The following is a 25,025-nucleotide window of genomic DNA, read 5'->3' on the forward strand; positions in this document are numbered from 1 at the left end:
CGGAGAGCAAGGGGAAGACAAGGTGGCGGACGCTGCAGTGAACGGTGCCCGAAGGGTGCTCATCGCCGCGGACAAGTTCAAGGGCTCGCTCACGGCCGTGCAGGTCGCCGAGCGGGTGACGGCCGGTCTGCGCCGGGTCGTGCCGGGCCTCGAGGTCGAGGCCATGCCGGTGGCCGACGGCGGCGACGGGACCGTGGACGCGGCGGTCGCGGCCGGGTTCGAGCGGCGGGAGGTACGGGTCGCCGGGCCCCTCGGGGACGAGGTGACGGCGGCGTTCGCGCTGCGCGGCGACACGGCGGTCGTGGAGATGGCGGAGGCGAGCGGCCTGCAGCGGCTCCCCGCGGGCGTCTTCGCGCCGCTGACGGCCTCCACGTACGGCTCCGGCGAGCTGCTGCGCGCCGCCCTCGACGCGGGTGCCCGCACGATCGTGTTCGGCGTCGGCGGCAGCGCGACGACGGACGGCGGCGCCGGAATGCTGACCGCGCTGGGCGCGCGTCTCCTGGACGCGGACGGCGAGCCGGTGGCGCCGGGCGGTGGCGGCCTGGGCGACCTGGCCACGGCGGATCTGTCGAACCTCGATCCCCGGCTGGCCGCGGTGGAACTGGTCCTCGCCAGTGACGTCGACAACCCGCTGACCGGCCCGAAGGGCGCGCCGGCGGTGTACGGCCCGCAGAAGGGCGCCTCGCCGGACGACGTGCGGACGCTGGACGCGGCCCTGGGGCACTACGCGAAGGTGCTGGAGGAAGCGGTCGGCCCCAAGGCCGCCGAGTACGCCGCCGCACCCGGCGCCGGCGCCGCGGGCGGCATCGGCTACGGCGCCCTCCTCCTCAGTGCCCGCTTCCGCCCCGGCATCGAGGTCATGCTCGACGTCCTGGGCTTCGCGCCCGCCCTGGAACGGGCCGACCTGGTCATCACCGGCGAGGGCTCCCTGGACGAGCAGACCCTGCACGGCAAGGCTCCGGCGGGGGTGGCCGCCGCGGCCCGCGCCGCGGGCAAGGAGGTCGTGGCGGTGTGCGGCCGCCTCGCGCTGCAGCCGGAGGCGCTGGGCCGGGCGGGGATCCGCCGGGCGTACCCGCTGACGGAGGTCGAGCCGGACGTGGCGAAGTGCATCGCGGATGCCGGGCCGATTCTGGAGCGGGTGGCCGAGCGGATCGGGCGGGACTTCCTGGTCTGACCGGTCAGGGCACGGGGTTGAGGTTCCCGTCGATCTCCCTGAAGTAACTACCGGTCTCGCGGCCCTGCACCCTGCCGTTCTTGAACCACTGCTTCGACATGTGGTGCAGGGTCTTGGCCGTGAGCTCCCACATCGGTTGGTGGGCCGAACCCTCCAGGCAGAACATCAGCTTCTTTGGTCCTTCGATGGCCGCGTAGAGCGCCGGGACGGAGAAGTACAGGTCGTCCGGGCTGGTCGGGGAGGTGTTGGCGGTACGGTCCTGCTCCCCGTAGACGATGAGCACGGGGACCCGCTCGCCGAGTACGAACACGTCGTCCGGGCCCTCGTGCGGCACAGTCTGCTCGTTCCAGCCCCACCAGTAGGTGTTCCGGAACCGCAAGACCCCCTCCGGGACACCGGGGGAGGTGTCGGGACCCCACTTGCTGCCGGTGGCGTCGTTCTCCATGACGATCTGCCACAGCTTGTCCGCGATGCCGGGCTCCCAGAGGACGGGGTTGCCGCCCATGCTCGCGGAGAAGCCGCGCCTGCTGGTGAGGTGCATCGGGAAGCCGAACTGAGACGCCGGGGTGTTCACGGGCAGGTTCACGCCGGGAGGAGGGTCGAAGGGATGCGCCGTCTGCTTCGACCACCGTCCCCTCGGCGGGAAGATCGGGGCGAGCAGGAGCAGGCTTTCGACGTGGCCCGGGTGCTGGAGGGTGTAGGGCCCCATGACGAACGCGGCCGCGGACCAGCCGACGAAGCGGATCTTCGTTTCCTGCCCGCACTTGTTCCAGATGAAGCGGACCACCGTGTCCAGCTCGGCCCATTCACTGTCTGCATTGCCCAGCTGGGACGGGTAGTGAGGGTCGCACTCGTCCGAGAGGGGGTTCGGCACCAGGAGCTGGTGCTGCTGTGCCGGGTTGGCGTTGCACGGGTCGTCCATCTTCGGGCGTGTCGACCGTCCTGAACCCTGCAGGTCCATGATGAACACGTCGTAGTTCTCCTTGGCCAGGTACTGCGCCCAGCTGTACCGGTCGGCGTGTCCCCCGCCAGTGATGTACGGGTCGAACGCCGTGAGCGCCGGCCCGCTTCTGCCGTGCAGCATCAGGACCGGCTCGCGCTCCTCTCCGTCCGGGGTGCCGTTGTACTCCCGTACGAACAGCTCGACGGGATCGCCGTAGTTCGCCGGGATCTTCGAGGTGTGCGGGACCATGTGATCCTGCGCGGCGGTTGCGGTGGTCATGGTCATCTCCCGGTTGGTTGAATGAGGCGAATGCTGCGTTTTGCCACCATTTCCACCGTCTGTCCTGATGTGTCCTGCTGCAACTCGTCCCGCCGCAAAGCTAATTGACTGGTCAACAGGGACATGGGCTCAGCCCTTGAACGCGAAACGGGTGTGGCCCGAACCTCGAAGGTTCGGGCCACACCCGTAGGCGATGACGTGAGCGTCAGGGCAGCTGTGCCGCCCGCGCCTCGCGCCGGTTGTCGCGGAAGTTGTTCACCCGGCGAGCCGTCGCGAACAGCGGGATCACCGCGCCCATCACCAGCTGCAGCGCACAGCCGGTCTGGAGCAGCAGCTGGCCGCTGGGGGCGTCGAAGGCCCAGGCGGCGAGCAGGCCCATGGACACGACGATCCAGGACAGCATCGCCACCGCGAGCCGGCCCCGCGGCTTGGGGTACTCGACGCGGCTCACCATCAGCCAGGCCGTGCCCAGGATCGCCAGCAGCGTCGCCACGAAGGGCAGCTCGAGGAGCACGATCGAGACCACCGTCAGCGCCCCGAACGGCGAGGGCATGCCCTGGAACATGCCGTTCGGGACGGTCACGCACGAGAATCTCGCCAGTCGCAGGACGACGGCCAGGAGCACCACGATCGCCCCCACCGCCGCCACCCGCTGGTGCGCGTCGTCGGCGACCATGCCGTAGACCAGGACGAAGTACGCCGGCGCGAGGCCGAAGCTGATCAGGTCCGAGAGGTTGTCCAGCTCCGCGCCCATCGGGGAGGAGCGCAGCTTCCTCGCCACCAGGCCGTCGAACAGGTCGAAGACAGCCGCGCACAGCATCAGGATGACCGCGGTGGCCGCGCTGTGGCGGGCCATGCCGGTCTCCTGGCTGCCGGTGAGGTGCGGGATCAGGATGCCGGTGGTGGTGAAGTACACCGCCATGAAGCCGCACGTGGCGTTGCCGAGGGTCAGGGTGTCCGCTATCGACAGGCGGAGAGAAAGAGGCATCTCCTCCTCTTCGTCGACCTCGTCCGCATCGGGCACCCAGCCCGGCTGAGTCTCAGGATCAATCACGGTCAATGCGAGTCACCCCAGCCACGGTCTTCTGTCCCACCTCGACCGCGACCTCCACGCCCTCGGGCAGGTAGATGTCGACACGCGAGCCGAAGCGGATCAGACCGATCCGGTCGCCCTGCTCGACCTTCGTGCCCTGCGGGATGTAGGGGACGATGCGACGGGCCACCGCGCCGGCGATCTGGATCATCTCGATGTCGCCGAGCTCGGTGTCGAAGTGCCAGACGACGCGCTCGTTGTTCTCGCTCTCCTTGTTGAACGCCGGAACGAACCCGCCAGGGATGTGCTCCACGGAGGTGACCGTGCCGGAGAGCGGCGCACGGTTGACGTGGACGTTGAGCGGGCTCATGAAGATCGCGACGCGGGTGCGGCCGTCCTTCCACGGCATGATGCTCTGCACCACACCGTCGGCGGGCGAGATGACCCGGCCCTGGGCGATCTCGCGCTCGGGGTCGCGGAAGAACCACAGCATGCCCGCCGCGAGAGCGGTGGCGGGCACGGCGACGGCCTTGGCGACGCCGGAGCGGCGTGCGCGCAGGAGGCTGACGGCTGCGGTGGCGACGGTCGGGAGAAGCCACGGCGATGCTCCGCGCGCGAGGCGTACGCCGCCGACCTGGCTGTCGCGTGGTGCAGAGGTTTGGCTGTGGGGCATGGATGACCTTCGTAGCGGATGATGCCGCGCGGTATCAGGGGACGGCGGCTTTCCCGGGATCGTACCGGTCGCGGGCCACAACTGGGCAAGCCAGGAAGCCGAGTCGGCTACCGAAGAGTGTTGACGGGGTGTGATCTTCTTCTCCAAGAAAACACCCCGTATCCGGACAATCAGCCCTGGAATCGATACTCTTCGAGCAGCCTGCGACCGATGATCATTTTTTGGATCTCGGCAGTACCTTCACCGATCAGCAGCATCGGAGCCTCACGGTAGAGGCGCTCGATCTCGTACTCCTTGGAGAAGCCGTAGCCGCCGTGGATCCGGAAGGCGTCCTCCACGACCTCCTTGCAGTACTCGGAGGCGAGGTACTTCGCCATCCCAGCCTCAAGGTCGTTTCGTTCCCCGGAGTCCTTTTTGCGTGCCGCGTTCACCATCATGGCATGCGCGGCTTCGACCTTGGTAGCCATCTCGGCCAGCTTGAACTGGATCGCCTGGTGCTGGGCGATCGGCTTGCCGAAGGTGTGACGCTGCTGGGCGTACTGGACACCGAGTTCGAAAGCACGCTGAGCGACGCCACAGCCACGCGCCGCCACATTCACACGCCCGACTTCGACGCCGTCCATCATCTGGTAGAAGCCCCGGCCGGTGACTCCGCCGAGCACCCGATTGGCCGGAATTCGCAGGCCGTCCATGATGAGCTCGGTCGTGTCGACGCCCTTGTAGCCCATCTTGTCGATCTTGCCGGGGATGGTGAGGCCGGGACGGACCTCGCCGAAGCCCGGCTCCTTCTCCACGAGGAAGGTCGTCATCGACTTGTGGGGCGCCGTGCCCTCGGGGTGTCCTTCGTCACTTCGGACGAGAACGGCGACCAGAGACGACGTTCCGCCGTTCGTCAGCCACATCTTCTGACCGTTCAGGACGTACTCCTCGCCGTCCTTCACCGCCTTGGATGTGATGGCCGACACATCGGAGCCGAGGGCCGGCTCCGACATCGAGAAGGCGCCGCGGATGTCGCCGGCAGCCATGCGCGGCAGGAAGTGGTCCTTCTGCTCCTGGGTGCCGTGCTGCTTGAGCATGTACGCCACGATGAAGTGCGTGTTGATGATGCCGGAGACCGACATCCAGCCGCGGGCGATCTCCTCGACGCAGAGGGCGTACGTCAGGAGCGACTCGCCCAGACCGCCGTACTCCTCGGGGATCATCAGACCGAACAGGCCCAGCTCCTTGAGGCCGTCGACGATCTGCTGCGGGTACTCGTCGCGGTGCTCCAGCTCGGTGGCGACCGGGATGATCTCCTTGTCCACGAAGTCGCGGACGGTGGAGAGGATCTCCTGCTGGATGTCCGTCAGACCGGCGGTCTGGGCGAGGCGCGCCATTACTTCTCCTGCTGCTTCAGCTCCGGGCGGCCGGGCTGCTCGCCGCCGCGCTCCTTGATGTAGGTCTCGGTGGGCACCATGACCTTGCGGCGGAACACGCAGACCAGCGTGCCGTCCTGCTTGTAGCCCTTGGTCTCGACATAGACGATGCCGCGGTCGTTCTTCGACTTGGACGGCCACTTGTCGAGCACGGTCGTCTCGCCGTAGATCGTGTCGCCGTGGAAGGTCGGCGCCACGTGCTTGAGCGACTCGATCTCCAGGTTGGCGATCGCCTTGCCGGAGATGTCCGGCACGCTCATGCCGAGCAGCAGCGAGTAGATGTAGTTCCCGACGACGACGTTCTTGCCGAAGTCCGTCGTCTTCTCCGCGTAGTTCGTGTCCATGTGGAGCGGGTGGTGGTTCATGGTGAGGAGACAGAACAGGTGGTCGTCGTACTCCGTGACCGTCTTGCCCGGCCAGTGCTTGTACGTCGCCCCGACCTCGAACTCCTCGTAGGTGCGTCCGAACTGCATCGCGCTCAGGCCTCCGGGATCTCGAACTTGCTGGTGCGCTGCATGCCGGCGGCGCGTCCCTTGCCGGAGATGACCAGGGCCATCTTGCGGCTGGCCTCGTCGATCATCTCGTCGCCGAGCATCGCGGAGCCCTTCTTGCCGCCCGCCTCGGACGTGTAGTAGTCGTACGCGTCCAGGATCAGCTCGGCGTGGTCGTAGTCCTCCTGCGAGGGCGAGAAGATCTCGTTGGACGCCTCGACCTGGCCCGGGTGCAGCACCCACTTGCCGTCGAAGCCGAGGGCGGCGGCGCGCTGGGCGACCTCGCGGTAGCCGTCGATGTTGCGGATCTGCAGGTAGGGGCCGTCGATCGCCTGGAGGTTGTTGGCGCGGGCGGCCATCAGGATCTTCATCAGGATGTAGTGGTAGGCGTCCGCCGGGTAGCCGGGCGGCTGCTCACCGACGACCAGCGACTTCATGTTGATCGACGCCATGAAGTCGGCCGGGCCGAAGATGATCGTCTCGACGCGCTGGGACGCCGTCGCGATCTCGTTGACGTTGTTCAGGCCCTGGGCGTTCTCGATCTGCGCCTCGATGCCGATCTTGCCGACCTCGAAGCCCATCGTCTTCTCGATCTGCGTCAGCAGGAGGTCGAGGGCGACGACCTGCTGGGCCGTCTGCACCTTCGGCAGCATGATGCAGTCGAGGTTCTGGCCGGCACCCTCGACGACCGTGACGACGTCGCGGTACGTCCACTCGGTCGTCCAGTCGTTGACGCGCACGACCCTCGTCTTGCCCGTCCAGTCACCCTCGTTGAGGAACTTGACGATGGTGTGCCGCGCCTCGGGCTTGGCGAGCGGCGCGCACGCGTCCTCCAGGTCGAGGAAGACCTGGTCGGCGGGGAGGCCCTGGGCCTTCTCCAGGAAGCGGGGGTTGCTTCCCGGCACGGCGAGGCAGGAGCGCCGCGGGCGAAGGCGGTTGACCTGCGGGGCGGGCGTGGTCATGCGGGGACCTCCAGGGGGTCGAGCTTGTTCGCTTTCCGGATCTCGTCGACGATGCGGCCGATGATTCCGGTGATGTCGAAGTCCTTCGGGGTGAAGACGGCGGCCACTCCGGCGGCCCGGAGCTGCTCGGCGTCACCATTCGGGATGATGCCACCGGCGATCACGGGTATATCTGTGGCACCGGCCACACGGAGCCGTTCCAGCACGTCGGGCACCAGCTGGGCGTGCGAGCCGGAGAGGATCGACAGGCCGACCGCGTGCACGTCCTCGGCGAGGGCCGCGTCCACGATCTGCTCCGGAGTGAGCCGGATGCCCTGGTAGACCACCTCGAAGCCGGCGTCACGCGCCCGCACGGCGATCTGCTCGGCGCCGTTGGAGTGACCGTCCAGACCCGGCTTGCCGACCAGGAAGCGCAGCTTGCCGACGCCGAGGTCCTGCGCCGTCCGCTCCACCTTCCGGCGGACCTCGGAGAGCGCCGAACCCGCCTCGGCGGCAACCGCCACCGGCGCCGACGAGACACCGGTCGGCGCCCGGAACTCGCCGAACACCTCGCGCAGGGCCCCGGCCCACTCGCCGGTCGTGACCCCGGCGCGGGCGCACTCCAGGGTGGCCTCCATGAGGTTGGCGGTTCCCTTGGCGGCCTCCTTCAGCCGCTCCAGCGCCTTGCACGGGCGCGGGTGGTTGAAGGGCGGCTGGTAGCGGGTGTCGCGCCAGTGCTGCAGCGAGGCGATGACTCGGGCCTCGACCGCCGGGTCGACCGTCTGGATCGCGGTGTCCAGATCGGCCGTCAGCGGGTTCGGCTCGGTGCCCTCGAAGATGTTGACGCCGACGATCTTCTCCTGCCCGGACTCGATACGCGCCCGGCGTTCGGCGTGCGAGGAGACGAGCTGCGACTTGAGGTAGCCGGACTCGACGGCGGCCATCGCGCCGCCCATCTCCTGGATCCGCTCGATCTCGGCGAGGGAGTCCTCGACGAGTTGGGAGACCTTGGCCTCGATCACCTTCGAGCCCTCGAAGATGTCCTCGTACTCCAGCAGGTCGCTCTCGTACGCCAGCACCTGCTGGATGCGCAGGCTCCACTGCTGGTCCCAGGGCCGGGGCAGGCCCAGCGCCTCGTTCCAGGCCGGCAGCTGCACGGCACGCGCGCGTGCGTCCTTGGAGAGGGTCACGGCCAGCATCTCGAGGACGATCCGCTGGACGTTGTTCTCCGGCTGCGCCTCGGTCAGACCGAGGGAGTTGACCTGGACGCCGTACCGGAAGCGGCGCTGCTTGGGGTTCTCGATGCCGTACCGCTCGCGCGTGACCTTGTCCCAGATCCGCCCGAACGCCCGCATCTTGCACATCTCCTCGATGAAGCGGACGCCCGCGTTCACGAAGAAGGAGATCCGGGCCACGACGTCCCCGAACTTCTCGGCGGGGACCTGCCCTGAGTCGCGTACGGCATCGAGAACCGCGATCGCGGTGGACATCGCGTACGCGATCTCCTGAACCGGTGTGGCGCCCGCCTCCTGCAGGTGGTAGCTGCAGATGTTGATCGGGTTCCACTTCGGGATGTGGGAGACCGTGTACGCGATCATGTCCGTCGTCAGCCGGAGTGAGGGCCCCGGCGGGAAGACATGGGTCCCCCGCGACAGGTACTCCTTGACGATGTCGTTCTGGGTCGTGCCCTGGAGCTTGGTGATGTCCGCGCCCTGCTCCTCCGCGACGACCTGGTAGAGCGCCAGCAGCCACATGGCGGTGGCGTTGATCGTCATCGAGGTGTTCATCTGCTCCAGGGGGATGTCCTGGAACAGCCGGCGCATGTCACCGAGGTGCGCGACCGGCACGCCGACCCGGCCGACCTCGCCGCGGGCGAGGATGTGGTCGGAGTCGTAGCCGGTCTGCGTCGGAAGGTCGAACGCGACCGACAGGCCGGTCTGGCCCTTGGCGAGGTTGCGCCGGTACAGCTCGTTGGACGCCTCGGCCGTGGAGTGACCGGCATAGGTCCGCATGAGCCACGGCCGGTCCTTCTCCCGCTTGCCTTCGGCAGGCTGACGCTCAGTCATTTATGACCTCGACTGCTCTCAGATGTTGCGGAAGCGGTTGATGGCGTCGATGTGCTTGGCGCGCATCTCCTCGTCGCGCACGCCCAGGCCCTCCTCGGGGGCGAGGCACAGCACGCCGACCTTGCCCTGGTGGAGGTTGCGGTGCACGTCGAACGCGGCCTGGCCGGTCTCCTCCAGCGAGTAGACCTTCGACAGGGTCGGGTGGATCTTGCCCTTCGCGATGAGCCGGTTGGCCTCCCAGGCCTCGCGGTAGTTGGCGAAGTGCGAGCCGATGATCCGCTTCAGGGACATCCACAGGTAGCGGTTGTCGTACTGGTGCATGTAGCCCGAGGTCGAGGCGCAGGTGGTGATGGTGCCGCCCTTGCGCGTGACGTAGACGCTCGCGCCGAAGGTCTCACGGCCGGGGTGTTCGAAGACGATGTCGATGTCCTCGCCGCCGGTGAGCTCGCGGATGCGCTTGCCGAAGCGCTTCCACTCCTTCGGGTCCTGGGTGTTCTCGTCCTTCCAGAACTTGTAGCCCTCGGCGTTGCGGTCGATGATCGCCTCGGCGCCCATCGAACGGCAGATGTCCGCCTTCTGCGGGCTGCTCACGACGCAGATGGGGTTGGCGCCACCGGCCAGCGCGAACTGCGTCGCGTACGAGCCGAGTCCGCCGCTCGCACCCCAGATCAGGACGTTGTCGCCCTGCTTCATGCCGGCGCCGTTGCGGGAGACCAGCTGGCGGTAGGCGGTGGAGTTGACCAGGCCCGGGGCGGCGGCCTCCTCCCAGCTGAGGTGGCCCGGCTTGGGCATCAGCTGGTTGGACTTGACCAGGGCGATCTCGGCAAGGCCACCGAAGTTGGTCTCGAAGCCCCAGATGCGCTGCTCGGGGTCGAGCATGGTGTCGTTGTGGCCGTCGCTGGACTCCAGCTCGACGGACAGACAGTGCGCGACGACCTCGTCACCGGGCTTCCAGGAGTTGACGCCCGGGCCGGTGCGCAGGACGACGCCCGCGAGGTCGGAGCCGATGATGTGGTACGGCAGGTCGTGGCGCTTGGCCAGCTCACTGGTGCGGCCGTAGCGCTCCAGGAACCCGAAGGTCGACAGCGGCTCGAAGATCGAGGTCCACACGGAGTTGTAGTTGACCGAGGAGGCCATGACGGCCACCAAGGCCTCGCCCGGGCCGAGCTCCGGCAGCGGAACCTCGTCCAGGTGGATCGACTTGCGCGGGTCCTTGTCGCGGGTCTCCAGGCCCGCGAACATCTCCGTCTCGTCCTTGTGCACGGTGATCGCGCGGTACGACTCGGGGAGCGGCAGAGCGGCGAAGTCGGCCGGCGTCGATTCCGGCGACTGGATCGCGTCCAGGATGTCCTTCACGGTCACGGTGTTGCCTCCGGCGATGCGCACCCTGAGGGAGGGGTGCTGAGGGTTACGTCGGTGCTGCTGAGGGTTTGGGTTTGGTTGCCGTCGGTTCGGCGGGGTGGTGCTGTTCGGCAGCGCTTTGTGGCGCGGGAGGTTGCCTGTGACGCAGGCGCCGGGCGCGCAGGCCCCGGGGAGGGCTTGCGGGGACAGCCGGCGTACGAAAGGTCTCTGCACGCCGGCCGCCCGGACACTTTCAACGTATGGCACGGCGTGTCACCTGGCAAGGCACTGGGTGCCAGAACTTGCCCTCAGATGAAATCTTTACGTAACAAATGAGCGATGATCGATCAAAGCTACTCGTGAGTAGGGGCTAATCGGGCGCAATGGGACGGTGGCGGGCGAGTGGAGAGGAGAGGGGAAGGGGGCCCGGCAGCGGGACACAGCCCCTCGGCTGGGGCGGCCACCCGCGGGCGAGGACGGGGGCGGCCACCCGCAGCCCGGCCACGGCGACCGCGCAGAGGTGACGTGCCAACCGGGCTTGAGGCGGGTCCGGCGCGCAGTGCCAGGGCCGCGTTCCGGTGCGAGTCGTGCATCCCGGCGACGCCCCGGCGCGTCGAGGGTGCGGCGGGGGCGTGGCGGGGCCGTGGCGCCCGGCGGTGGGTTCGTCGGCCGTGTCCCGTGTTTCCGCTGGAGCGTCAATGGGCCGTCGGGCGCGGGCAGTTCGGTGTGGCGGTCGAGAGGCTGCGACGTGGCGGCGCCGAGTGGGGAAGGGCGCTCAAAGGGCGGCGGGCGCGACCGCGGGATGGTTGATGGCGTGCCCCTTCAATGGGGCAGCCGGTTTCGGAGCCTGGCGGCCGGGGTTCGTACCGGCAGGGACGGCCCGGCGTCGAGTGTCGGTCCGCGACGCCGGGGCGATTCCGAAAGGACCGGCTCTCAGGCACCCAGGCCGAGCAGGGCCACTTGCAGCGGCAGTGCGGGCTCTTCGGGGAGGGCGGGAGGCTCCTCCCCGCGGCCCGTGTGCGTCGGCGGGACGGCGCGCAGGCCCTGTATGCCGTCGGCGGCCCACTTCGCGTCCGTCGCGGGGAGGGACAGGGTCATGCGGCGCCCGTCGGTCAGTGTGGTTTCGAGCTTGGTCGGGTCGTTCGTCTGCATGGCCCCCGCTTTCGTCACGCACGGTGAAGATCCGGCTTCGTCATGAATGACGGATGGGTCCGCGAAAAGGTTCCCGGGCGGGATCGCCCGGACAACCGTCGGCAGACCCGTCAGCAGAGCCGTCGGCAGCGCCTACGCCCGCTCCTTGAGCGCCTGCTCGATGGTCCGCATCACCTCGTCCAGGGGTGCGTCGGTCCGGGCCACCGCCACCAGAACCTCCCCCTCCGAGGCGAGGGAGGCCGGCGTCGTGCGCGGCGCGGTGTCCCGGCCCGCCCCGATCCCCGACCCGAACGTCCGCCGTACGATCGCGAAGGCGTGGTCGAGCTGCGCCTCCACGTCGCCCTGGCCGCCCGCGCGCAGCCAGCGCCGCAGGACGTGGTTGTGCGCGGTGACCACGGCGGACGCGGCGACCTCCGCCAGCAGCGGGTCGTCGTTGGCGTCGTCGTCGTGCGCGTGCTCGTCGAAGTGGCCGAGGAGATAGCGGGTGAAGAGGCGCTCGTAGCGGGCCACCGACGCGATCTCCGCCTCACGCAGGGTGGGCACCTCGCGTGTGAGCTTGTAGCGCGCGACCGAGATCTCCGGCCGGGCCGCGTACATCCGCATGACTTCCTTGATGCCACGGCACACCGTGTCGAGCGGGTGCTCGTGGGCCGGCGCGGCGTTCAGCACCGCCTCGGCGCGGATCAGGGTGTCGTCGTGGTCCGGGAAGATCGCCTCTTCCTTGGAGCGGAAGTGGCGGAAGAACGTGCGGCGGGCGACCCCGGCCGCGGCCGCGATCTCGTCGACGGTGGTCGCCTCGTACCCCTTGGTCGCGAACAGCTCCATCGCCGCGGCCGCCAGTTCGCGGCGCATCTTGAGCCGCTGGGCCGCCGCGCGACTGCCTGCGGCACTTTCCGGCGCATCGGGCGTAGCTGGTGTACGTGAGGACTTGGCGGGCTGGGACATGACCCGAACGTACTGCATGTGCGCAGCTTGATGCGCATGTACGGGGTTTCCCCCGCCCCGGGCGGGCGGGGGAGTGCCGGTCCGGGAGGGCGGGGCGGAGCTGCCGGGGTCCAGCAGCCCGCCCCAGTCCCCGTCGCCTCTGAACCAGTCGCCGATGCCGTCAGCGGCGGGCATATTCGCGGAAGCCGCGGCCGGTCTTGCGGCCGAGGCAGCCGGCGGCCACCAGGTGCTCCAGCAATGGCGCCGGAGCGAGGCCCGGGTCCCGGAACTCGCGGTGCAGGACCTTCTCGATCGCGAGGGAGACATCGAGCCCGACGACGTCCAGCAGTTCGAACGGGCCCATCGGGTAGCCGCCGCCCAGCTTCATCGCCGCGTCGATGTCGTCCAGGGACGCGTAGTGCTCCTGGACCATCTTGATCGCGTTGTTCAGGTACGGGAACAGCAGCGCGTTGACGATGAAGCCCGCACGGTCACCGCAGTCGACGGCGTGCTTCTTGATCTTCGCGCAGACCTCGCGCACCGTCGAGTGGACGTCGTCGGCCGTCAGCACCGTGCGGACGACCTCGACCAGCTTCATCGCCGGCGCCGGGTTGAAGAAGTGCATGCCGATCACGTCCTGCGGACGCGAGGTGGCCCGGGCGCAGGCGACGACGGGCAGCGACGAGGTGGTGGTGGCCAGCACCGCGCCCGGCTTGCAGACCTTGTCCAGCGTCGCGAACAGCTGCCGCTTGATCTCCAGGTCCTCGGCGACGGCCTCGACGGCCAGGTCGACGTCGGCGAAGGCGTCGTAGGAACCCGCCGGAGTGATCCGGTCCAGGGTCTGCGCGGCGGCCTCGGCGGTCATCCGTCCCTTGTCGACAGAGCGAGAAAGGGACTTGCCGATACGGGCCTTCGCGGTCTGCGCCTTCTCCTCGCTGCGGGCGGCGAGCACGACCTCGTACCCGGCCTTGGCGAAGACCTCGGCGATCCCGGACGCCATGGTGCCGGAGCCCGCGACACCGACGGAGCGGACCGTACGGCCGGGCGTCGCGGCGTCCGCGGAGGCGGGCGTCAGGGAGTCCGCCACGACCGTGGCGCTGCCCGGCGCCTCGTACGTGTAGAAGCCACGGCCCGACTTGCGGCCCGTCAGGCCCGCCTCGCTGAGCTGCTTGAGGATGGGGGCGGGGGCGTGCAGCCGGTCGCGGGACTCGGCGTACATGGCCTCCAGGACCGTACGGGCCGTGTCGACGCCGATCAGGTCGAGCAGGGCCAGCGGGCCCATCGGCAGTCCGCAGCCCAGCCGCATCGCGGCGTCGATGTCCTCGCGGGAGGCGTACTTGGCCTCGTACATCGCGGCCGCCTGGTTGAGGTAGCCGAACAGCAGCCCGTCGGCGACGAAACCGGGCCGGTCGCCGACCGCGACGGGCTCCTTGCCCAGCTCGACGGCCAGGTCGGTGACGGCGGCGACGGCGGCGGGGGCGGTCAGCACCGAGGAGACGACCTCGACCAGCCGCATCGCCGGCGCCGGGTTGAAGAAGTGCAGGCCGAGCACGCGCTCGGGGCGGGCCGAGTCGGCGGCCAGGCGCGTGACCGACAGGGCGTTGGTGCCGGTGGCCAGGATCGTCTCGGGGCGCACGATCCCGTCCAGCTCACGGAAGATCTGCTGCTTGATCTCGTACGACTCCGGAGCCACCTCGATGACCAGGTCCGCGTCGGCCGCGGCCCTGAGGTCGGTGAAGGTGCGGACGCGGGCGAGGGCGTCCGCGCGGTCCTCCTCGGTCAGCTTGCCGCGCTCCACGGCGCGGGCGGTCGAGGCCTCCAGGGCGGCGACGGACCTGGCGGCCGCGGCCTCGCTGATGTCGATGCCGATGACCTCGCGGCCGGCCTTGGCCAGGACCTCGGTGATACCGGTGCCCATGGTGCCGAGGCCGACGACGGCAACGGTCTTGATCGGGGACAGAGGGGTGTCGGACAGGGGAGTGGCCATCGCGGGACTCCAGGAATGAGGGTGACGACTGGAAACGCGCCCGGGTGCGCCGGAGGGGGCCCGACCGGAGTCGAAGCCGAACCATGAGCGCACCGGATGCGGTGGAAATGCGGGTGTTGCCGGGCTGACTGGCGCACACGCCCGGTGCCGTCGCTGCGGACGTGCACACGTCCGAGGAGCGGTGATGACCGACCGGCCCTGTCCCGTGGCCGAGTCGTACTGCGGTACTCGATGTACCGAACCGACTGCTTCTCGCGGCAACTGCGTCACCAGGCCGCCGCAAGGAGTTCGCGAGTGGGTAACTCGCTCGTATGAGCTTAACCAGTGGGTAACGAGCACGCCAGTCCCCGAGTTTGTGATGTAGGTCCCCATCGCCGACGGACCCCTCTACCCTCGCCTGCATGGACGAAGAGTTGCGATCACTCACGGAGCGCTTACGGCAGGAGTCCGGGGCGTCGGCCGCGTACGACCGCCTCGCCGCGACCGAGGACCCCGACGAACTGGCGGGCGTGCTCACCGCGCCCGGACAGCCGCTGTGGGCCAGGGAGCTGGCCGCGTTCCGGCTGGGCCTCGCCGGGGACCGCCGGGCCTTCGAGTCCCTCGTCCTGCTCCTGAACCACCGCGACCCGCAGCGCTGTGCCTCCGCGGCCCACGCCCTCGCCCGCCTCGGCGACCCGCGCACGGCCCGCGCGGCCGCCGCCCTCGCCACCAACGAACTCCGCGTCGCCTACGCCCTGCACCCGGTCCGGCTCCTGGTCGAACTGCGCGCCCCCGAGGCCGTACCCGCCCTCATCACCACCCTGGAACGCAGACTGACCCCGCACGACCCCTACCGCCGCGTGGCCCTCGCCTGCGTAGAGGGCCTCGGCACCCTCGCCGACACCCGAGCCAGACGAGTCCTCAACGAAGCCCTGGCCCACCCGTCCCTCGCGGAGGCAGCGGCCCGGGCACTGGCACGGATCCCGAGACAGCGGTAACCGTCAGCCGGCCAGTGCCCGGACGTACCGCACCTCCGGCACCGGGACGCCGTCCACCTCGAAGGGCTCCTCGGCCCCGTCGGGGAGGAAGCCCGCCCGCTCGTAAAAGCGGCGGGCGGGGGTGTTGTCCTTGAGGACCCAGAGGAGCATGCGCGCGTGACCGGCGGCCGTGCACTGGCGTTCCGCCTCCTGGAGCAGGGCGCGGCCTATGCCGGTGCCGAACCACCCCGGGTCCACGTAGATGGCGTACAACTCGGCGCCCTCGGTGCGCACTTCGTCGTCCCGGTAGGGGCCGTGGCAGGCCCAGCCGACGACCCGCCCCTCTCGTTCGGCCACCAGGTCCACCACGCTGTCGTCGCCCTGTGCGAGGTAGCCGCGACGGCGTTCGGCGTCCTGTACCACGTCGAGGGCGTCCAGGTACGACTGCGGCATCAGACCCTGGTACGCGCTCTGCCAGCCCTTGACGCGGATCTCGGCCACGCGGTCACAGTCGGCCAGGGTCATGGGGCGGATCCGTATGGGGGCGTCGTCCATGGCGGCACCCTAGATGCCGCTCGCCGAGTCGGCCTCCGATCAATCCGGCACCACCGCGAACGCCTCGACCTCCATCAGGAACTCCGGCCGTACCAGCCCCGCGACCTGCACTGCTGATGAGGCCGGCAGGCGGTCGTCGGGTATGTGGGTGGCGCGGGCCGTGCGGATGGCGGGCAGGTGGGTCATGTCCGTGACGAAGTAGGTGAGTTTGACGACGTCGTCGAAGGTCGCCCCGGCCGCGGCCAGGCAGCGTCTCAGGTTCTCGAAGACCTGGCGGGCCTGGGCCGCCGCGTCGCCCTCGCCGACGAGCTTGCCGTCCTCGTCCAGGGCGAGCTGGCCGGAGACGGCGACGAGACGGCCCGTGCCGAGCACGACGTGCGAGTACTGGGCGGCGGGGGCGACACCGTCGGGGGCCGGGATCCTGGTCAGCTCACTCATGCGTCCATGGTGGACCATGGGTCTGACAACGCCCCCGACGGGCCGTCAGGCGGGCAGGCGGACAGGCGGACAGGCGGACAGGCGGACAGGCGGACAGGGAAAAGGGGGATCCGGGCGGTCAGGGGCTCAGCGGCGGAAACCCAGCAGCCTGTGCAGTTCCCCGCCCCGTGACGCCGTCGACGCGACCTTGGCGTTCTGCGGCTTCGGATCCGGCTGCGCCGCGCACACCGCGTCGACCGTACCCGTGCCCCGCGGCACCGTGCCGTCGGTCAGATAGGCCGTGAGGTGCTTGTCCAGGCAGGTGTTCCCGCCCAGCGTGATGCCGTGGTTGCCGCCGCCCCGCTCGACCACCAGGCTGGAGCGGGCCACCTGCCGATGGACGGTGACGGCGCCCTGGTAGGGGGTGGCGGCGTCGTCGGTCGCCTGGAACAGCAGCATCGGCGGCAGCTTGCTGTTGACGACGTCCACGGAGTCGAGCGAGGGCGTCGGCCAGAACGCGCACGGCGCGTTGTACCAGGCGTTGTTCCAGGTCATGAACGGCGCCTTCGCGTACACGGCCCAGTTGTCCGCCCGCCACTGGTGCCAGTCGCGCGGCCAGGCGGCGTCACGGCACTGCACCGAGGCGTAGACGCTGTAGCCGTTGTCCGCGGAGGCGTCGGCGGCGCCGAAGTCCTCGTACGCCTCGACCAGCGGATCGGCGTTCTTGTCGTTCACGTACGCCGCGAACGCCTCGGCGAGCTGAGGCCAGTAGCCGTTGTAGTAGCCACCGGGAAGGAAGGTGTCCTCCAACTCGGAAGCGCCCACCATCCCGTCGGCAGGCTTCTTGGCCAGGGCCGCCCGCATCGCGTACCACTTCGCCTCGACCCTCGCCGGGTCGGTGCCGAGGTCGTACGTCGCATCGTGCTTGGCCACCCACGCCAGGAAGGCCCGGTGGCGGTCGTTGAAGGCGACGTCCTGCGCGAGGTTGTCCTCCTCCCAGACACCGGTCGGGTCGACGACCGAGTCCAGGACCGCCCGCCGCACCCGCTCCGGGAAGAGCTTGGCGTAGACCGCGCCGAGATAGGTGCCGTACGAGTAACCGAAGTAATTGATCTTCTTGGCACCCAGGGCCGCACGGATCCGGTCCATGTCGCGCACGGCGCTGATCGTGTTGATGTACGGCAACACGCGCGCGTACTTGTCGGCGCAGGCCCGCGCGAAGGACTGGACGCGCTGGAGGTTGTCCTTCTCGATGCGCGGTGTGCTGGGCACGGAGTCCGGGCGCACCGGGGTGAAGTAGCCCGGCTTGCAGTCCAGGGCCGGACTGCTCTTGCCGACACCGCGCGGGTCGAACCCGATGACGTCGTACTGGGCCGCCACCGCTCTGGGCAGCGCGGAGGCGACGAATCCGGCGAGCGTGAGCCCGCTGCCGCCGGGGCCACCGGGGTTGACCAGCAGGGGCCCCTGGTACTTCTTCGCGGTGTGCGGGACGCGGGACAGCGCGAGCGTGATCTGCCGTCCGTTCGGGTGGGCGTGGTCGAGCGGCACCTTGAGGGACGCGCACTGGAGCGTCGGATACTTCGCGGTGCCGCACTTCTTCCAGGTGAGGGGTGCGGCATGAGCGGCGTCCGCGGTGTGCGTGGCGCTCGCCCCGGCGGGGACGGCCGTCACGGTCCCGGCCACGACGACGGCGGCGCCGCACAGTACGGCTGCGCGTTTTCTCATCGGGTCCTCCCAGGACGGAGGGGCGCGGACCGCGAATGTCACGATCCTGGCCGCATCGTCCCGGGAAGGGCGTCCGGAAGAACTCGCTCTGGCAATATTTGACCCGATTGGGTCGGATGATGCGCTCGGATGCTCGTCAAATGAGCGAGAGTTGGGTGGGTTCCGTCATCGCCGGCTCGGTCGGCTCGGGCTCGCGGATCCGCCGGGACATGCCCGCGCGCGTGGGGCCGATGCCGTACTCCTGTGCCAGGTCATGAACCTGACGGGTGATCCGGCGCTGGTACCACTTCGGCGCGTAGGCGCCGTCCGCGTACAGCCGCTCGTAACGGCGCACCAGATGCGGGTGATGGCTGCCCAGCCAGGCCATGAACCACTCGCGGGCCCCGGGCCGCAGATGCAGCACCAGCGGTGTCACCGAGGTGGCCCCGGACGCGGCGATCGAGCGCACGGTGTCCCGCAGTTGGGCCGGGTGGTCGCTCAGGAACGGAATCACCGGCGCCATCAGCACACCGCACCCCAGCCCGTGCTCGGTCAGGGTCCGTACGACGTCCAGGCGCCGCTCGGGCGCGGGCGTGCCCGGCTCCACGGTGCGCCACAGCTCGCGGTCGGTGAAGCCGACCGAGACCGAGATGCCGACGTCCGTCACCTCGGACGACTGCTTCAGCAGGTCGAGGTCGCGCAGGATCAGCGTGCCCTTGGTCAGGATCGAGTAAGGGTTCGCGTGGTCCCGCAGCGCGGCGAGAATCCCCGGCATCAGGCGGTAGCGGCCCTCGGCGCGCTGGTAGCAGTCGACGTTCGTGCCCATCGCTATGTGCTCGCCCTGCCAGCGGCGTGAGGAGAGCTGGCGGCGCAGCAGCTCCGGGGCGTTCACCTTCACCACGATCTGGGAGTCGAAGCCGAGGCCCGTGTCGAGGTCCAGATAGCTGTGGGTCTTGCGGGCGAAGCAGTACACGCACGCGTGCGTGCAGCCCCGATAGGGGTTGACCGTCCACTCGAAGGGCATGCGTGAGGCGCCCGGCACCCGGTTGATGATCGAGCGGGCCCGGATCTCGTGGAACGTGATCCCGGCGAACTCCGGCGTGTCGAAGGTGCGGGTGACCACGGCGTCCGCGCCGAACAGCGCGGCGTCGGCCCGGCTGTGGTCGGACTCCAGGGTGAGGTTCTCCCAGCGCATGAGGCCTCCTCGGTAGCACTGCCTCAAGAATAGAACACATGTTCCCTTGATCGTGCGACCTCTGACCCGGCTCTGTTTTCGATCAGTGTGCGACCGCTTCGGAAGCTGATCGGGACCCCGATTTGGGTGGCCCGGGAGCGGGGTGGTTGGCTTGCTCCAACCCCCGAAAAATCAGGTCTTGGAGGAAGTCAATGGCGCAGGTCGAGGCCACTACGGAGCGGGTCGTCGCGGCGGACGCGGAGACGGTGTTCGACGCCCTCGCCGACTACAGCGGCACCCGGCAGAAGCTGCTGCCCGAGCACTTCAGCGAGTACGAGGTGCGCGAGGGCGGCGACGGCGAGGGCACCCTCGTCCACTGGAAGCTCCAGGCCACCAGCAAGCGGGTCCGCGACTGCCTCCTGGAGGTCAGCGAGCCCACCGACGGCGAGCTCGTCGAGCAGGACCGCAACTCCTCCATGGTCACCACCTGGCGGGTCACCCCGGCCGGTGAGGGCAAGTCCCGGGTCGTCGTCACCACCACCTGGCAGGGCGCCGGCGGCATCGGCGGCTTCTTCGAGCGGACCTTCGCCCCCAAGGGTCTCGGCCGGATCTACGACGCGGTCCTCGCCAAGCTCGCCGCCGAGGTCGAGAAGTAAGTCCCCGGTGTCCGGAGGGCGTTGACCTGCTCACCGGATCGAGTGGATCTGCCTGCGTCGCACCGGTCTGCCGTAACTCGTCGTGCTTGCTCGTAGTTGTCGCTTTACGCGGTAATTGTGCGGGCGCGACGAGGGGAGCGGACACGTGGGCGGGACCACTCTGGTGCAGGACGAACGGCTGGGCGATCCGGCCGAACCGCACCCGCCGACCCCCGAACCCGCACCCGTCCAGGCCGACCGACTCGGCCCCCGTCGGGTGCGGTTGGTGTTCTTCGCGCTGATGCTCGCGCTGCTGCTCGCCGCGCTGGAGCAGATGATCGTCGCCACCGCCCTGCCGAAGATCGTCGGCGAGCTGCACGGCCTGGACAGGATGTCCTGGGCGATCACGGCCTACCTGCTCACCGCCACCATCGGCCTGCCGATCTACGGCAAGCTCGGCGATCTCCTCGGCCGCAAGGGTGTCTTCCAGTTCGCGATCGTCGTCTTCGTGGCCGGCTCCGCGCTCGCCGGGCGGGCCGGGACCATGGACCAGCTGATCGCCTACCGCGCGATCCAGGGCGTCGGCGCCGGCGGGCTCATGATCGGGGTTCAGGCGATCATCGCCGACATCGTGCCGGCCCGGGAGCGCGGCCGTTTCATGGGCCTGATCGGCGCCGCGTTCGGCCTTGCCTCGGTCGCCGGGCCCCTGCTGGGCGGCTACTTCACGGACCACCTCTCCTGGAGATGGTGCTTCTACATCAACGTCCCCTTCGGCCTCGTCACCCTGGCCGTCGTCGCCGTCGTACTGAAACTGCCGAAGCCACAGGGCAAGCCCCGGCTCGACATCCTCGGTTCCCTGCTGCTCGCGGCCGCCTCCACGTGCCTGGTCCTGCTGACCAGTTGGGGCGGCAGCGAGTACGCCTGGGACTCCCGCGTCGTCCTCGGCCTCGGTGCCGGAGCGGCCGTCGCCACCGTCCTCTTCCTCGTCGCCGAGCACTTCGCCGCCGAACCCCTCATCCCCCTGCGGCTGTTCAGGGACTCCGTCTTCAACATCACCGGCCTGGTCGGCCTCGTGATCGGTGTCGCCCTGTTCGGCGCGGCCAGCTATCTGCCGACGTTCCTGCAGATGGTCGACGGAGCCACGGCCACCGAGTCGGGCCTGCTGATGCTGCCGATGATGGGCGGCATCGTCGGCGCCTCGATCGTCTGCGGCCAGCTCATCAGCCTCACCGGCCGCTACAAGATCTACCCCGTGCTCGGCAGCGCCCTCTCGGCCGTCGGCATGTGGCTGCTGTCCCGCCTCGAAGCCGACACGCCCCGGCTGCACTACAGCCTCTGGATGGCCGTACTCGGCGCGGGCATCGGCATGGTGATGCCGGTCCTGATCCTCGCCGTGCAGAACTCCGTGCGCCCCACCGACCTCGGCACCGCCACCAGCGCCAACAACTACTTCCGGCAGATCGGCGGCAGCGTCGGCGCCGCGGTCTTCGGCACCCTCTTCGCCGACCGGCTCTCGGACGCGCTCGCCGAACACCTGCCCACGCGCGCGGGTGGGCGGCTGCCCGACCCCGAGTCCATCACCCCGCAGCTCGTCCACGCCATGCCCCAGGACCTGCGCGACGGGTACATCCGGGCCTACGCCGAAGCCATGCCGCGCATCTTCCTCTACCTGGTGCCGGTGCTGGTCCTCGGCCTGCTCATCGCCTTCTTCCTCAAGGAGAAACCGCTGGTGTCCCACAACGCCCCGGCCCCGGAGACGGAATCGGAGCCGGTGAACACCCAGATTCCCCCGGCCCGTTCGCCGTACACCGGGTCGGTCCCCGTCCGCGGCACGGTGCAGCACCCCGACGGCACCGTCGTACCGCGCGCGGCACTCACGCTCATCGACATCGCCGGGCAGCAGATCGGGCGCGGAGCGAGCGGCGAGGACGGGCGGTACGCGCTGGCCACGCCGGGCCCGGGGGCGTATGTGCTGATCGCCGCGGCGGGCGGTCACCAGCCGCAGGCCGTCTCCGTGACCGTCGGCGAGCGCCCCCTCGTACTGGACATCGTCCTCGGCGGCGCCGGGCGCCTCGCCGGGAAGGTGCTCACCCCGGACGGCACGCCCGTGGACGCCACCGTCACGCTCACCAACGTCCAGGGCGAGGTCGTCGCCACCACCCGCAGCGGCCGTGCAGGCGGCTATGTCATCACCGAGCTGGTCGCCGGGGAGTACACCCTCGCCGCGAGCTCGCCCGCCTTCCGCCCGGCCGCCGTCCCCGTCACCGTGAAGGCGGCACGCGAGACCCGGCAGGACATCGAACTCGCCGGTGGCGCCCTGCTGCGCGGCACCGTGCGGGCGGGCGGCGGGCGACCCGTCGAGGACGCGCGCGTGACCCTCCTCGACGCGGCGGGCAACGTCCTGGACACGCTCACCACCGGGCCCGACGGCAGCTTCCGGTTCGGCGACCTGTCCACCGGCGAGTACACCGTCATCGCCACGGGTTACCCGCCGGTCGCCACCGTGCTCCAGGTCGCCGGAGGAGGCCGTACGGAACGCGATCTCCAGCTGGGGCACGAGGACTGAGCCACCGTCATATCAATTCCCGTATTGCCGCACATCACCTCCGTCAGGAGCCGTACGGTGGAGTAGGCGGCAGATCTTGCGGAGCCGTGGGGAGAGAGGGCCTGGGTCATGGACCGTGGCACCGAGAGGGACGGCGCGGTGACGGAACACGCCGCGACCGGCCGTGTCCCGCTGGCCGTGGTCGTGGTGGACCGCGAGGGCCTCGTCTCCCACTGGAGCTCCGGCGCACGCCGCCTGTTCGGCGCCGTCAAGGAAGAGGCGATAGGGCGTCCGGCCGTCGATCTGCTGCCCGTCTCCGGAGCGCTGCCCGACGAGGAGGACGTCTCGCCGTACGGGGCGTACTCGGCGTACGACGGTCTCGGCCACGATCTCGAATCGTCCCTGGACGGGCGGCTGTTCTACCCGGCCGCAGGCCGCGCCCGTCTCACCGTGCCCGAGCGCGATCGCGTCGACGTCCTGTGGTGGGCCTACCCGCTGGTGGGCCCGGGGCCGGAGCGGCTGCTGGTGCTCGGCGCCGACGTGGGCGCACTCCAGCAGGAGGGGCACGAGGAGGACGCCCGCTTCGAGCGCGTCGCACCCGGCTTCGCCCTGCACACCGACTTCCCCGGTGCCGAGGAACTCGCCCGCAGACTGCCCGAGATCCTGCCCAGCATGAGCGTCGAGGAGAGCGCCCGCATCGTCGGGCAGATCCTCGAACTGGGCTACCCGGTCCTGGAGTTCAGCCAGAACGACCGGGTGCCCGTCACCCCCGACTGGGGCGTGCCCCGGCGCGTCGAGCGCAGGGCGCGCCGCGAACGGGCCGCACGGGCCGCCGCTGAAGGCCTTCCGTTACCACAGGAGTACGCCGACGAGGGCGAGGACCTCGAGTACGCCGCCGTACGCGAACGCCTGGAGTTCCTCAACGAGGTCAGCGGCCGCATCGGCACCTCCCTCGACCTGGCGCAGACCATCATCGAGGTCAGCAAGGCCGTCGTGCCCCGCTTCACCGACGTCGCCGGCACCTATCTGCGCGAACAGGTCGTCGCCGGCGAGGGATTCCCCGACGGTGTGCCGGACACGACCACCATGTGGCACCGGGTCGCCGTCGAGCACACCGACGAACCCGGCCGCTGGGACGACGTCGTGCCGGTCGGCGAGGCCATGCCCTTCCCCGCGCACACGCCGTTCTTCCAGTGCATGACCACCGGCGAACCCGTGCTCGTGCCGCGCATCAGCGAGGAGATGGGCCACGCCATCGCCTCCCAGTTCGAGAAGCGCGACATCCGGCCGCTGATCACGGGCCGCTCCATGCTGGTCGTGCCGCTCAAGGCCCGCAATGTGGTGCTCGGCTTCATGATCCTGCTGCGCCACCCGGAGCGGCCCGTCTTCAACGACATGGACCGCGTCACCGGCGCCGAACTCGCCGCCCGCGCGGGCCTCGTGCTCGACAACGCGCGCATGTACACCTACCAGGAGAGCGTCGCCGAGACCCTCCAGGACAGCATGCTGCCGCACATCCCGCCGCGCCGGGCGGGCTGCGACATCGCCACCCGCTATCTGCCCGGCACCCTCCTCGGCCGGGTCGGCGGCGACTGGTTCGACTCCGTCAAACTGCCCGGCGCCCGCACCGCCCTCGTCGTCGGCGACGTCATGGGCCACGGCCTCAACTCCGCCGCGATGATGGGCCAGTTGCGTACGGCCGTGCAGACCATGGCCGCCCTCGACCTGCCGCCAGCCCAGCTGCTGCGCAACCTCGACGACCTCGCCCAGCGCCTCGGCGACACCTACCTCGCGACCTGCCTCTACGCCGTCTACGACCCCATCGCGAGCGAACTGCACATCGCCAACGCCGGCCACATCCCGCCCGTCCTGGTCCGCGCCGAGGACGGGCGCAGCGAGCTGCTCGACCTGCCCACGGGCGCGCCGATCGGTGTCGGCGGGGTGCCCTTCGAGGCGGTACGCGTGCGCGTGGAGCCCGGCGACCGGATCGTGATGTGCACCGACGGACTGGTCGAGGTGCGCGGCGAGGACATCGGTGTCGGCCTCGCGACCCTCTGCGAGTCCGCCGCCCACCCTTCCGCCTCGATGGACGACGCCTGCGACACGATCATCCGCGCCCTGGCTGTGACATTTTCGAAAGCGGGGCGCGGCGGCCGCAAGGACGACGTCGCCCTGCTGATGGCCCGACTCAACGGCATCGAGCCGGACGACGTCGCCGAGTGGCGGCTTCCCCTCGACCCGGTGGAGGTCGGCCGGGCCCGCGCTGTCGTCCGGGAACAGCTGCACGACTGGGGACTGGCGAAGCTCGCGTACAGCGCCGAGCTGCTGGTCAGCGAGCTCGTCACCAACGCCTTGCGGCACTCCCACAGCCGCCCCGTCGAACTGCGCCTCGTCCGCGGCGACACGCTGCTGTGCGAGGTGGACGACGACGACCACGACCTGCCGACCCTGCTCAACGCCGGCCCCGGTGACGACGTCGGCCGCGGGCTGCGCGTGGTGAGCACGCTCGCCCGCGAGTGGGGCACCAGCCGTACGAGCGCCGGAAAGACCGTCTGGTTCGAACTCACGCTCCCGCGACGCTGATCCCTGGTGCCCCGACGGGCGTACTACGGCGTACGAG

20 protein-coding genes are annotated in these 25,025 nt (G+C 69.8%); 5 read left to right on the forward strand and 15 right to left on the reverse strand.

Features of this window, described 5'->3' with window-relative positions:
• Positions 1–55: 55 nt before the first annotated feature.
• Positions 56–1,174, forward strand: coding sequence for a glycerate kinase (locus tag ACZ7L6_RS00850; protein WP_471920578.1), 1,119 nt, complete (start codon positions 56–58; stop codon positions 1,172–1,174).
• A 4-nt stretch (positions 1,175–1,178) separates the two neighbouring features.
• Here ACZ7L6_RS00850 and ACZ7L6_RS00855 read toward each other — a convergent pair whose 3' ends face one another.
• From ACZ7L6_RS00855 to ACZ7L6_RS00905, 11 genes are all read right to left on the reverse strand, one after another.
• Entirely contained in the window at positions 1,179–2,396 is a 1,218-nt protein-coding gene (locus ACZ7L6_RS00855; protein WP_471919789.1) for an alpha/beta hydrolase, read from the reverse strand.
• A gap of 205 nt (positions 2,397–2,601) precedes the next feature.
• Positions 2,602–3,420: a CDP-diacylglycerol--serine O-phosphatidyltransferase gene (gene pssA, locus ACZ7L6_RS00860; RefSeq protein ID WP_471920579.1), complete on the reverse strand. Its 819-nt coding sequence runs from the start codon at positions 3,418–3,420 to the stop codon at positions 2,602–2,604.
• Positions 3,421–3,442: 22 nt separating this feature from the next.
• On the reverse strand, positions 3,443–4,102 hold the full coding sequence (locus tag ACZ7L6_RS00865; protein WP_003996602.1) for a phosphatidylserine decarboxylase: 660 nt from the start codon (positions 4,100–4,102) through the stop codon (positions 3,443–3,445).
• A gap of 170 nt (positions 4,103–4,272) precedes the next feature.
• Complete coding sequence (locus ACZ7L6_RS00870; protein ID WP_369173703.1) at positions 4,273–5,478, reverse strand: acyl-CoA dehydrogenase family protein; 1,206 nt, start codon at positions 5,476–5,478, stop codon at positions 4,273–4,275.
• Entirely contained in the window at positions 5,478–5,990 is a 513-nt protein-coding gene (locus tag ACZ7L6_RS00875) for a MaoC family dehydratase (RefSeq protein ID WP_019757884.1), read from the reverse strand. Before ACZ7L6_RS00875 ends, ACZ7L6_RS00870 begins: the two co-directional genes overlap by 1 nt.
• Positions 5,991–5,995: 5 nt before the next feature.
• Positions 5,996–6,970, reverse strand: a complete 975-nt coding sequence (locus tag ACZ7L6_RS00880; RefSeq protein ID WP_128434209.1) for an HpcH/HpaI aldolase/citrate lyase family protein — start codon at positions 6,968–6,970, stop codon at positions 5,996–5,998.
• Positions 6,967–9,015, reverse strand: a complete 2,049-nt coding sequence (locus ACZ7L6_RS00885) for a protein meaA (protein ID WP_471919790.1) — start codon at positions 9,013–9,015, stop codon at positions 6,967–6,969. Before ACZ7L6_RS00885 ends, ACZ7L6_RS00880 begins: the two co-directional genes overlap by 4 nt.
• 18 nt (positions 9,016–9,033) lie before the next feature.
• The gene (gene ccrA, locus ACZ7L6_RS00890) at positions 9,034–10,377 is read right to left on the reverse strand and encodes a crotonyl-CoA carboxylase/reductase (protein ID WP_471919791.1); all 1,344 of its coding nucleotides are present in this window, start codon (positions 10,375–10,377) and stop codon (positions 9,034–9,036) included.
• A 912-nt stretch (positions 10,378–11,289) separates the two neighbouring features.
• Positions 11,290–11,508 (reverse strand): hypothetical protein, encoded by a 219-nt coding sequence (locus ACZ7L6_RS00895; RefSeq protein ID WP_471919792.1) that lies wholly within the window; start codon positions 11,506–11,508, stop codon positions 11,290–11,292.
• 132 nt (positions 11,509–11,640) lie between these two features.
• Positions 11,641–12,453, reverse strand: a complete 813-nt coding sequence (locus ACZ7L6_RS00900) for a TetR family transcriptional regulator (RefSeq protein WP_471919793.1) — start codon at positions 12,451–12,453, stop codon at positions 11,641–11,643.
• Positions 12,454–12,613: 160 nt separating this feature from the next.
• On the reverse strand, positions 12,614–14,419 hold the full coding sequence (locus ACZ7L6_RS00905; protein WP_471919794.1) for a 3-hydroxyacyl-CoA dehydrogenase family protein: 1,806 nt from the start codon (positions 14,417–14,419) through the stop codon (positions 12,614–12,616).
• 401 nt (positions 14,420–14,820) lie between these two features.
• Between ACZ7L6_RS00905 and ACZ7L6_RS00910 the strand changes: the two genes are divergently transcribed.
• Positions 14,821–15,396, forward strand: a complete 576-nt coding sequence (locus ACZ7L6_RS00910; protein WP_471919795.1) for an adenylosuccinate lyase — start codon at positions 14,821–14,823, stop codon at positions 15,394–15,396.
• Positions 15,397–15,399: 3 nt separating this feature from the next.
• Here ACZ7L6_RS00910 and ACZ7L6_RS00915 read toward each other — a convergent pair whose 3' ends face one another.
• The 4 genes from ACZ7L6_RS00915 to ACZ7L6_RS00930 all read right to left on the reverse strand — a co-directional run bounded on the left by ACZ7L6_RS00915 (position 15,400) and on the right by ACZ7L6_RS00930 (position 19,246).
• The gene (locus ACZ7L6_RS00915) at positions 15,400–15,930 is read right to left on the reverse strand and encodes a GNAT family N-acetyltransferase (RefSeq protein WP_471919796.1); all 531 of its coding nucleotides are present in this window, start codon (positions 15,928–15,930) and stop codon (positions 15,400–15,402) included.
• A gap of 39 nt (positions 15,931–15,969) precedes the next feature.
• On the reverse strand, positions 15,970–16,368 hold the full coding sequence (locus ACZ7L6_RS00920) for a RidA family protein (protein WP_471919797.1): 399 nt from the start codon (positions 16,366–16,368) through the stop codon (positions 15,970–15,972).
• A gap of 126 nt (positions 16,369–16,494) precedes the next feature.
• Entirely contained in the window at positions 16,495–18,072 is a 1,578-nt protein-coding gene (locus ACZ7L6_RS00925; RefSeq protein ID WP_471919798.1) for an alpha/beta hydrolase, read from the reverse strand.
• A gap of 136 nt (positions 18,073–18,208) precedes the next feature.
• Positions 18,209–19,246: an Rv2578c family radical SAM protein gene (locus ACZ7L6_RS00930; protein WP_471919799.1), complete on the reverse strand. Its 1,038-nt coding sequence runs from the start codon at positions 19,244–19,246 to the stop codon at positions 18,209–18,211.
• Between the two features lie 191 nt (positions 19,247–19,437).
• Here ACZ7L6_RS00930 and ACZ7L6_RS00935 point away from each other — a divergent pair, with 191 nt between their 5' ends.
• From ACZ7L6_RS00935 to ACZ7L6_RS00945, 3 genes are all read left to right on the forward strand, one after another.
• A complete protein-coding gene (locus ACZ7L6_RS00935; protein WP_471919800.1) occupies positions 19,438–19,881 on the forward strand; it encodes an SRPBCC family protein in 444 nt (147 codons plus the stop codon).
• A gap of 145 nt (positions 19,882–20,026) precedes the next feature.
• Positions 20,027–22,426, forward strand: coding sequence for an MFS transporter (locus tag ACZ7L6_RS00940; RefSeq protein ID WP_471919801.1), 2,400 nt, complete (start codon positions 20,027–20,029; stop codon positions 22,424–22,426).
• A 108-nt stretch (positions 22,427–22,534) separates the two neighbouring features.
• Complete coding sequence (locus tag ACZ7L6_RS00945; RefSeq protein WP_471919802.1) at positions 22,535–24,988, forward strand: ATP-binding SpoIIE family protein phosphatase; 2,454 nt, start codon at positions 22,535–22,537, stop codon at positions 24,986–24,988.
• The last annotated feature ends 37 nt before the right edge of the window (positions 24,989–25,025 follow it).

It is taken from the genome of Streptomyces sp. NPDC107522 (genome assembly GCF_055657525.1).